Raw genomic sequence first — 470 nt, forward strand, 5'->3', positions numbered from 1 at the left:
GGGTATCTCCTCCTTCGGGATCAGCGGCACCAACGCCCACACCATCATCGAAGAGCCCCCCGCCGTCGAGGAGCCGGAGCCCGAACGGGTTGAGCCCCCGCTGGTGCCGGTCGTCGTCTCCGGCGCGACCCCGGCCGCCCTGCGCGAGCAGGCCGCGCGCCTGGCCCGCGTGGATGGGCCGCTGCTCGATGTGGCCTACTCCACCGCGACCTCCCGCGCCGCCCTCGAACACCGCGCGGTCCTGACCGTCTCCAGCCGCGACGAGCTGGTCGATGAACTCACCGCCCTTGCCGAGGACCGCTCCACGGCCACCAGGGGAGTTCGCTCCAGCGGGCGCCTGGCGTTTCTGTTCTCGGGGCAGGGCAGTCAACGGCTCGGGATGGGCCGGGAGTTGTATGAGGCGTTCCCGGCGTATGCGGGGGCGTTCGACGCGGTGTGTGAGCGCTTTGAACTCCCGGTGCGGGAGGTGG

At 71.7% G+C, this 470-nt stretch carries 1 protein-coding gene; it reads left to right on the top strand.

The features are described from left to right. Window positions 1-470, top strand: a 470-nt coding sequence (locus DEH69_RS22980; protein ID WP_309302895.1) for a ketoacyl-synthetase C-terminal extension domain-containing protein, incomplete at both ends; no start/stop codon positions are given.

The organism is Streptomyces sp. PT12 (assembly GCF_003311645.1).
Taxonomy (GTDB): domain Bacteria; phylum Actinomycetota; class Actinomycetes; order Streptomycetales; family Streptomycetaceae; genus Streptomyces.